Genomic DNA, 8,494 nt, shown 5'->3' on the forward strand with positions numbered 1-8,494 from the left:
AGTTTCAGTTTTGTTCAATTTTCAAGGTCCTGCTCGCTGTTCGCATCTCGCGTGACAGCCTATTTATTATATCTCGTGAAGTTCCGTTTGTCAAGAACTTTTTTGAGATTTTTTGAAGTTTTTTCAGGAGCCGAAGCTCCCGAAAAGCCCTCAAAGGCTGTTGTTATGCGGTTTTCAGCGGCTTTCCGTGTCGCTCTCGCGCCGGACAGCTCGACTATAATACCACCGAGGAATCACTTTGTCAACACTTTTTTTGGGATTTTCTGACATTTTTTTCGATGTTTTCATTCATTCACGATATATCGTACATTCTCTCGATGGTAGGCGTATCATATCACACCAAATCACTTCTGTCAATATACAAGCTCTATTTTTGTTACTACGCACAATTTCCAAAAAGAAAAGCGTGCATTTCGACGGACACTCCCGCAAAATGCACGCTTCATCTGATTATCCCGACGCATCTTCCCCCAAAAGCTGCTGGCGCATCCATTTGAGCACCCGGCGCTCCCGGCGCGATATCTGCACCTGTGTCGTCCCTAATACACGTGCCGTCTCGCTTTGGGTTCGTCCCGCAAAAAAGCGCAGCCGGATCATGGTTCGGTCTTGGGGTTCCAGTTTGTCCATTACTTCCGCCAGGCCGATTCGATCCGCCAGGCTTTCCTCCGGGGAATCCACCGGCACATCCCATTCCCGCTGACCATCCTCATCATCCGCAGGTGTCAGGGACAACGCCGGGAGAGAAGCACGAATTGCCAGTGCTATTTGCTCCGGTGTTGTCTGCAAGGTTTCTGCCAGCTGCACAACGCCCGGCTCCTGGCCGGTTCTTTTCAGGCAACGCTCCCGCTCTGCATTGATTTTCAGGCTAAGCTCTTTCAGGGAGCGACTGACCTTGACCGCGCCGCCATCCCGGAACAGTTTTTTGATTTCTCCCAGAATGACCGGCACCGCATACGTGGAGAAGCAAACGCCTCGGCTCGTATCGAATCCATCGCAGGCTTTGACCAGTCCCAGGCATCCTGCCGCATACAGTTCCTCGTATTCAATTCCTCTTCCCTTAAAGCGACCGGCGCAGGCGTGCACCAATCCCAGGTTCTTCTCAATAAATTCCGCGCGCGGCATCAGTTCTATGCTTTGTGCAGGCATAGCGGCTCCCCCTTTACTATATATGTAAGGGTCAATCGCGTGCTTCCAGCCGTTTGGTCAACGTAACGCGTGTGCCTTTGCCCGGCGTTGAAGATACCCGCACCTTATCCATGAAACTTTGCATCACTGCAAATCCCAGACCTGCGCGTTCCGAGGGGTCCCCCGTAGTGTACATCGGTTCCATTGCCTTGGCAATATCATCAATCCCCACACCACGGTCACTGATGGTGATTCGCACCAGTCCCCCTTCGTATAATCCCGCTGTCATGGTTACCGGGCCAATGGATTCCGGATAAGCATGTACAATACAGTTGGTGACCGCTTCCGAAACTGCCGTTTTGAGATCGGCCAGCTGCGGGACCGTGGGGTCCAGCTGCACCAGAAATGCCGCCAATGCCGCCCGGGCAAATCCTTCATTCACAGAACGGCTGGCAAATGTAATTTTGACCTGATTCAGCATTTTCATAGCAAATTCCCCTTAGGCATACGTAATACGGGCAAGATCCAGCATTCTGCGCACAGCAGGGGGCGGATTTTGTACCGTCAACCGACCGCCCAACGACACAATGTGACGGTCACGCCCCAAAATCAATCCCACGCCGGAAGAATCCATAAAAGTCACACCGGAAAAATCCAGCGTCAGAAGTTCCGGCATCCGATCATCCACCTGTGCGTCGATTTCCCGCCGCAAAGATTGTGCAGCATGATGATCAATCTCACCGCTCAGATAAGCGGCCAATGTACCGCTGCCCGGCACAAAACAAACCTTGGCCATTGAGGTTGTCCCCTTTTGCAGATGATGCAGGTTTCCGACAGGAAACTGCTGACAGAAATTGTACCCAGACATACAAAAAAGCCTGTACCATTACGATACAGGCTTGACTGCAAATATTTTGTTGGAATGGGGCGGCAGCAATTATTTTTCTGCTTCCTTAAGCAGCCAAGGACGGGCTTCGGCCGCAAGATACAGCGATCCGCATACCACAACACCCGCCAGGTTGTTTTCTTCGGCATAGCGTACTGCGCTGCGCAGTGCATCCGGCACGGTAGCTGCCGCCTCGGCATCCATATGGAAGCGTGCAGCGCGCTGCAGCTCCTCTGCGCTGAGCGCACGCGGGCAGTTGGGGGTAACTGTATACACCTTGGCAAAACAAGGAGCCAGAATTTCCAGCATTTTTTCATAATCCTTATCCGCCAGCATGCCCAGTACCCCCACCAGGTTTTCCTCGTAGTTGGCTTTGGTCAGCGTTTCCGCCAGCGCACGGGTACCGTCCGGGTTATGGCATCCATCCACCAGAAGCAGCGGATGACGGCGCAGCACTTCAATGCGGGCCGGCATACGGGCTGCCGCCAGCCCCTGCAGAATGGCGTCATCGGAAATTTCGTATCCGTACTCGCGCCAGAGTGCCAGAGCAATTTCTACCGCCATAGCGGCATGATTGGCCTGATGCGCACCGGGCAGCCCCAACGCCGCCTGATATCCGCCATAATCAATACGGTTTTCCAACCGTTTTCCCGGCAGGCGGCGGATGTCATCCAATTCCGGTGTAATAATACTGGTATGTGCTTCCGCAGCAGCCGTCAGGATGGGTCCCATTGCCTCTGCAGGTTGGTCAGGATAGCACACCACTGCACAACCTTCCTTAATGATTCCGGCTTTTTCCGCCGCAATCTTGTCCAGGGTATCCCCCAGCAATTCCATATGATCGTAGCCAATGCGGGTAATGGCTGCCACCAGCGTGTGCGGCACCACATTGGTGGCATCATACCGGCCGCCCAGGCCTGTTTCCAGTACCACCAGATCACATTTTTCCCGCGCAAACCACAGCAGTGCCACCGCTGTGACCACTTCAAACTGGACCGGACTTTGTCCGCCCTCCCGTTGGATTTGTTCCACCGCATCCAGTACCTTTTGCGTCAGGGTTGCCAAGGTGCGCGGCGGGATCATCTCCCCGTCAATCTGGAACCGCTCCCGGAAATCCACCACATAGGGGCTGATGGTCAACCCCGTCTTATAGCCTGCCGCCATCAGAATGGATGCCGTCATGGCCGCCAGACTGCCCTTGCCGTTGGTTCCGGCAATATGAATGCACTGCAGTTCCTTTTCCGGATTCCCCAGATGATCCAGCAAATTTTTCATACGTTCAAGGCCGGGCGTACCACTGCCCAAACGGGGCAAAGCATGTAACGCCTCAATGGCTTGTTGGGTGGTCATTCTGCAGGTTCCTCCCCTTGTTCGTTCTCTGTTTCCTCATACATATAGGACTGTTCATGCCCCAGCTGCGCCTCATGGGCACGATGTGCCGCCCGTTGTGCCAACCGTTCATGTTCTTGTTCCTGCTGGGCCCGGCGCAATTCCTCCCGCTCCGCACGCAGCGCACGGTTTTCCCGCTTGATCCGGGCAAAGGCACAAACAACCCGCACAATCAGCAAAATAATAAGCGCCACCAGCAGGCCAGCCACCACGCCCATCATATCGATCCAGACATCAGTCACCATCGACGTACGGTTGGGAATAAACAGCTGGATGGTTTCATCCATCAGCGCTGTACTCATCCCCAGCAACAGCGGCCAGCTCATATGCCGCACAAAATGCGCCGTATATACCCGCAGACACAGCATCAGCAGGAAACCTTCCATGGTAAATTCCAGAAAGTGCGCCAGCTTGCGGACGGTATGCTCCGACAACGGTCCCAGATGAATTTTGCCCAGCGTTTCATTCACGGCCTGCATTGCCGCCTGACTCCGCAGCGAGGATTCCGCGCCGGTCTGCAAAGAATTCCGAAAAATATACGCGATACAGGCAACCAACGCAATGGTAAAAATCACCCGGAACGCAATCAGCCATGGGCTCGTTTTTTGTCTTTCCATATTGCTCCTTTTTATAAATCGCTACTCCTCTGTAGGGCCTTATTATAGCACCCCTCCCGCACAACGGCAAGGGAATCCGCGCAAAAAGCCCGGTCGGATTCGCGTTTGCCTGTTGATTTTTCACTTGACAAGTCCGGAACGGTGCGGTAGGATACATAGTAAATAAATGCAATGAGAAAGAGTGCACTTTGTTTTGCTTTTACAGAGAGCCGGCGCACGGTGCAAGTCCGGTAAAGCAAGAAGAGCTGCTGTCACTTTTGAGCAGGCGCGGTGAACAGGAAAACTGCTAGCTGCGCACGGGGTTGCCGCCGTTATCCGGGCAGGCGGGGTTGTGCCCTGCCGCAAAGAGGCCTTGCTATAAGGCAATTTGGGTGGTACCGCGACCTGAAATGTTATTCAGGCCGTCCCATGAACGTTCATGGGGCGGCCTTTTTTCTTTGCAAGGAGCCCCGCAACACAAAGCAGGAGGTTTGTTTATGCCGAAAGATCTTGCCAAACAGTACGCACCCCAGGGTGCTGAAGACCGCATCTACCAGAACTGGTGCGACAAAGGGTATTTCCATACCCAGATCGACCGCAGCAAAAAGCCCTTCACCATTGTGATGCCGCCGCCGAACGTTACCGGCCAGCTGCACATGGGCCACGCCATGGACGAAACCTGGCAGGATATCCTGACCCGTTACAAGCGGATGCAGGGATACGCCGCCCTTTGGGTGCCCGGTACCGACCACGCTTCCATTGCCACCGAGGCGAAAGTTGTGGCCAAAATGCGGGAAGAAGGCCTGACCAAAGAGATGGTAGGCCGCGACGGCTTTTTGGAGCGTGCCTGGGATTGGAAAAACACCTACGGCAACCGTATCGTCAGCCAGCTGAAAAAACTGGGTTGCTCCTGCGACTGGGAACGGGAACGCTTCACCATGGATGAAGGCTGCTCCGACGCTGTCAAGGAAGTGTTCGTCCGCCTGTACGACAAGGGGCTGATCTACCGCGGCAACCGCATGGTCAACTGGTGCCCCCACTGCAACACCTCCATCTCGGACGCCGAGGTAGAGTACGAGGCCAAGGAAGGCAGCTTCTGGCATCTGCTTTATAAGGTAAAGGAAACCGGCGAGACCCTGGAACTGGCCACCACCCGCCCCGAAACCATGCTGGGCGATACGGCCGTAGCCATCAACCCCGAGGACCCGCGCTATGCCCACCTGCATGGCTGCCATGTGATCCTGCCGCTGCTGGACCGTGAGATTCCCATTGTCTGCGACGAACACGCCGATATGGAAAAAGGCACCGGCGTGGTGAAGATCACCCCCGCCCACGACCCCAACGACTTTGAAGTGGGCAAGCGCCATGACCTGCCCATGATCCGCGTGCTGACGTACGACGGCCACATGACCGGCGCTGCCGACAAAACCGCCGTGGACGCTGAAAAGGCTGCCGGCCGCGCTGCTGCCGACGAGCCCGACGTGCTGGACTGCGGCAAGTACGCCGGCATGACCGCCTTGGAAGCCCGCAAAGCCATCCTGGCCGACCTGGAAGCCTGCGGCGCCCTGAAAGAAACCGAGAGCATCACCCACGATGTGGGCACCTGCTACCGCTGCCATTCCGTCATTGAACCCATGGTTTCCAAACAGTGGTTCGTCAAGATGGAACCCCTGGCCGGCCCTGCCATCGAGAGCGTGGAAAAGGGCGACATCAAGTTCGTGCCCGAGCGCTTCACCAAAAACTATATCAACTGGATGAAGGGTGGCCGTGACTGGTGCATCAGCCGTCAGCTGTGGTGGGGTCACCAGATTCCCGCCTGGTACTGCGATGACTGCGGCGAAACCGTGGTCGCCAAAGAAGCCCCGTCCGTCTGCCCCAAGTGCGGCGGTGTGCATCTGACCCAGGACCCTGACACACTGGACACCTGGTTCAGCTCTGCCCTGTGGCCCTTCTCCACCCTGGGCTGGCCCAACGAAAACGCCGAGGATTATAACTACTTCTACCCCACCAACACCCTGGTCACCGGCTATGACATTATCGGTTTCTGGGTCTCCCGTATGATCTTCTCCGGTCTGGCCTACACCGGCAAAGCTCCCTTTGACACCGTGCTGATCCACGGCATTGTTCGTGACAGCCAGGGCCGCAAGATGTCCAAGAGCCTGGGCAACGGCATCGACCCGCTGGAAGTCATTGAACAGTATGGTGCCGACGCGCTGCGCATGATGCTGATTGTAGGCTCCACCGCCGGCAACGATATGCGCTACAGCGATGAAAAGGTTACCGCCAGCCGCAACTTTGCCAATAAGCTGTGGAACGCCGCCCGCTTTGTGCTGATGAATCTGCCTGAAGATTTCCAGCCCGGTATGCCGGAAGAATCTTTGCTGGATATGAGCGACAAGTGGGTACTGTCCGAACTGTCCAAGGTAGCGGCCGAGGCCACTGCCAACCTGGACAAGTACGAACTGGGTCTTGCCGCCGAGAAGGTGGAGAACTTCATCTGGGAAGTCTACTGCGACTGGTATATCGAAATCTGCAAATCCCGCCTGAACAGTGACGATGCCGCTCAGGCCGACACCGCACGCAAAGTGCTGGTCTATGTGCTGGACAAAGCGCTCAAGCTGCTGCATCCCTTTATGCCGTTCATCACCGAGGAGATTTATCAGGCCCTGCCCGGCAGTGAAGAGACCATCATGCTCCAGACCTGGCCCGGCAACCTGAACCTGCCCGTTTGGGAAGATGAGTGTGCCGACTTTGAAAAGCTGATGGATTACATCAAGGCTGTTCGCGCCATGCGCAGCGAGATGAACGTCCATCCCGCCAAAAAGACCACTATGGTCATTGAGACTGCCTCCCCTGCCGCCTTTGAAAAGGGCAGTGTGTATCTGGCCCGCTTTGCATTTGCCACCGATGTGACCCTGACCGACAAGTACGAAGGTTCCACCGAAGGCATGGTGACTGTGGCCACTCCGGCCGCCAAGGGCTACATCCCCATGATGGAGCTGATCGACCGTGAAAAAGAACTGGCCCGCCTGACCAAGGAACTGACCAAGGCCGAAAAGGAAATGGCCATGTTCCAGAACCAGCTGAACAATCCGAAGTTCGTGGAGAAGGCCCCCGCCAAACTGGTGGAAGAGACCCGCGCCAAGCTGGCCGCCGCCCAGGAGAAGGCCGCCAAGATTCAGGATTCCATTAAAGCGCTGGGCTGAGCTGCCAACTTGCAAAGGAGCGATTGACCTATGGAAGCAGGAATGACACGAGAGCAGGCATGGACCCTGCTGCGGGAATACAACCAGGAGCCGTTCCATTTGCAGCATGCCCTGACGGTGGAAGCTGTTATGCGCTGGTTTGCAAATGAACTGGGTTATGGTGCTGACGCTGATTTCTGGGCGCTGTGCGGGCTTTTGCACGACGTGGATTTTGAGCGTTACCCCGACCAGCACTGCACCAAGGCTGCCGAGATTCTGCCCGCCGCCGGTGCCAGCGATGCGCTGACGCACGCGGTTTGCTGCCACGGGTACGGCCTGTGCAGCAATGTAGAACCGGAGCACGAGATGGAAAAAGTGCTCTTTGCCACCGACGAACTGACAGGGCTGATTGGGGCCGCCGCCAAGATGCGCCCCAGCAAAAGCTGCACCGACATGGAGCTGTCCAGCCTGAAGAAAAAGTTCAAGGATAAGAAGTTCGCGGCCGGTTGTTCCCGGGATGTGATCCGCCAGGGAGCCGAGATGCTGGGCTGGGAGCTGGACACGCTGCTGGACAAAACGCTGCAGGCCATGCGCGCCACCGAGGCGGACGTGCAGGCTGCGATGGCAGCGCTGTGACGCAGCCGCCCGACCATAAAACCGGAAAAAAGGCGGGGCCGCGGCCCCGCCTTTTTGTTATATCCCGCCTTACGCCCGGTGCAAAAACCGCCGGATGAGCGCCTGCTTGCACGCGCGGATGCGCACGCCGTAACGGCTGGTGAACAGCGCGCCGACGAGGAGCATGCCCAGCGCTGCACCCTGCCCCAAACCCGACAGGAAATTGCAGGGGAAGCGGTCGGTCAACTCTGCCAGCTGCAGCGCGATGGCGACCGCCAACAGCAGCCCGGCAGCCCAAAACAGCCGGTGGAACCGCCGGGTCAGCGCCTGTTTTTCCTGCCAGGTATACTCTGCGATCTTTTCCATGGCCGTTTCTTCCTTTTCTGTGCTTTGCGCGCGGCGTTCGCCGTCCAGCAGTTCGTCCGCCGTCACGCCGTACCGCCGCCCCAGTTCCACCAGCAGCGCAAAATCCGGCATGGTGCGGGCGGTCTCCCACCGGCTGACCGTGCGGGGGTTGACCCCCAGCTGTTCCGCCAGCTGCTCCTGCGTCAGGCCGCTTTCCTGGCGCAGCTGTTTTAAAAAGCGGGCAATTTTTTGCTGATCCATCCTTGCACCGTCTCCTTTCGCGTTCCATCCTACCACAGCGGCCCCCGCAATGCCACGACACAAAGTGAGAGCCGCCCTTTTGTGCCTGCTGC

The 8,494-nt window shown here is 56.6% G+C and carries 9 protein-coding genes and 1 other annotated feature; of the genes, 3 read left to right on the forward strand and 6 right to left on the reverse strand.

Annotated elements, in window-relative coordinates; all coding sequences use genetic code 11:
* On the forward strand, positions 1 to 267 hold a 267-nt coding region (locus H6B10_RS10225; protein ID WP_204651513.1), incomplete at its 5' end, for a hypothetical protein.
* A gap of 183 nt (positions 268 to 450) precedes the next feature.
* Here H6B10_RS10225 and H6B10_RS10230 read toward each other — a convergent pair.
* From H6B10_RS10230 to H6B10_RS10250, 5 genes are all read right to left on the reverse strand, one after another.
* Positions 451 to 1,146: a sigma-70 family RNA polymerase sigma factor gene (locus H6B10_RS10230; RefSeq protein WP_204651514.1), complete on the reverse strand. Its 696-nt coding sequence runs from the start codon at positions 1,144 to 1,146 to the stop codon at positions 451 to 453.
* A gap of 31 nt (positions 1,147 to 1,177) precedes the next feature.
* On the reverse strand, positions 1,178 to 1,612 hold the full coding sequence (spoIIAB, locus tag H6B10_RS10235) for an anti-sigma F factor (RefSeq protein WP_204651515.1): 435 nt from the start codon (positions 1,610 to 1,612) through the stop codon (positions 1,178 to 1,180).
* Positions 1,613 to 1,624: 12 nt separating this feature from the next.
* Positions 1,625 to 1,921, reverse strand: a complete 297-nt coding sequence (locus tag H6B10_RS10240; RefSeq protein ID WP_204651516.1) for an anti-sigma factor antagonist — start codon at positions 1,919 to 1,921, stop codon at positions 1,625 to 1,627.
* 141 nt (positions 1,922 to 2,062) lie between these two features.
* Entirely contained in the window at positions 2,063 to 3,361 is a 1,299-nt protein-coding gene (locus H6B10_RS10245; protein ID WP_204651517.1) for a bifunctional folylpolyglutamate synthase/dihydrofolate synthase, read from the reverse strand.
* Entirely contained in the window at positions 3,358 to 4,017 is a 660-nt protein-coding gene (locus tag H6B10_RS10250) for a VanZ family protein (RefSeq protein WP_204651518.1), read from the reverse strand. The genes H6B10_RS10245 and H6B10_RS10250 overlap by 4 nt, the downstream gene beginning before the upstream one ends.
* Positions 4,018 to 4,179: 162 nt before the next feature.
* Positions 4,180 to 4,429 (forward strand) — a binding site (T-box leader).
* A gap of 64 nt (positions 4,430 to 4,493) precedes the next feature.
* Between H6B10_RS10250 and H6B10_RS10255 the strand changes: the two genes are divergently transcribed.
* Both H6B10_RS10255 and H6B10_RS10260 read left to right on the forward strand, forming a co-directional pair.
* Entirely contained in the window at positions 4,494 to 7,202 is a 2,709-nt protein-coding gene (locus H6B10_RS10255) for a valine--tRNA ligase (protein WP_204651519.1), read from the forward strand.
* A 30-nt stretch (positions 7,203 to 7,232) separates the two neighbouring features.
* Positions 7,233 to 7,817 carry an HD domain-containing protein gene (locus tag H6B10_RS10260; protein WP_204651520.1) on the forward strand — a complete coding sequence of 195 codons (585 nt, stop codon included), beginning with the start codon at positions 7,233 to 7,235 and terminating at the stop codon, positions 7,815 to 7,817.
* Between the two features lie 69 nt (positions 7,818 to 7,886).
* Here H6B10_RS10260 and H6B10_RS10265 read toward each other — a convergent pair.
* The coding region (locus H6B10_RS10265) for a helix-turn-helix domain-containing protein (RefSeq protein WP_204651521.1) at positions 7,887 to 8,494 on the reverse strand (608 nt) is incomplete at its 5' end.

This window comes from Gemmiger formicilis (genome assembly GCF_016901605.1).
Lineage (GTDB): Bacteria > Bacillota > Clostridia > Oscillospirales > Ruminococcaceae > Gemmiger > Gemmiger formicilis_B.

What these genes read in the sequence shown, in the direction of transcription:
- H6B10_RS10230 (WP_204651514.1), bottom strand. Translation starts at nt 1,146, where the DNA reads ATGCCTGCACAAAGCATAGAACTGATGCCGCGCGCGGAATTTATTGAG.
- spoIIAB (WP_204651515.1), bottom strand. Translation starts at nt 1,612, where the DNA reads ATGAAAATGCTGAATCAGGTCAAAATTACATTTGCCAGCCGTTCTGTG.
- H6B10_RS10240 (WP_204651516.1), bottom strand. Translation starts at nt 1,921, where the DNA reads ATGGCCAAGGTTTGTTTTGTGCCGGGCAGCGGTACATTGGCCGCTTAT.
- H6B10_RS10245 (WP_204651517.1), bottom strand. Translation starts at nt 3,361, where the DNA reads ATGACCACCCAACAAGCCATTGAGGCGTTACATGCTTTGCCCCGTTTG.
- H6B10_RS10250 (WP_204651518.1), bottom strand. Translation starts at nt 4,017, where the DNA reads ATGGAAAGACAAAAAACGAGCCCATGGCTGATTGCGTTCCGGGTGATT.
- H6B10_RS10255 (WP_204651519.1), top strand. Translation starts at nt 4,494, where the DNA reads ATGCCGAAAGATCTTGCCAAACAGTACGCACCCCAGGGTGCTGAAGAC.
- H6B10_RS10260 (WP_204651520.1), top strand. Translation starts at nt 7,233, where the DNA reads ATGGAAGCAGGAATGACACGAGAGCAGGCATGGACCCTGCTGCGGGAA.